Raw genomic sequence first — 271 nt, forward strand, 5'->3', positions numbered from 1 at the left:
GGTCCAGACTCCTACGGGAGGCAGCAGTGGGGAATTTTGGACAATGGGCGCAAGCCTGATCCAGCAATGCCGCGTGAGTGAAGAAGGCCTTCGGGTTGTAAAGCTCTTTTGTCAGGGAAGAAACGGACTTTTCTAATACAGAGGTCTAATGACGGTACCTGAAGAATAAGCACCGGCTAACTACGTGCCAGCAGCCGCGGTAATACGTAGGGTGCAAGCGTTAATCGGAATTACTGGGCGTAAAGCGTGCGCAGGCGGTTTTGTAAGACTG

Annotated in this window: 1 rRNA gene; it reads left to right on the forward strand. The window is 52.4% G+C overall.

Features of this window, described 5'->3' with window-relative positions:
• Window positions 1-271 (forward strand): 16S ribosomal RNA (locus F8197_RS28310); the annotation flags it as partial.

It is taken from the genome of Duganella sp. FT27W (genome assembly GCF_009295655.1).
GTDB lineage: Bacteria > Pseudomonadota > Gammaproteobacteria > Burkholderiales > Burkholderiaceae_D > Rugamonas > Rugamonas zoogloeoides.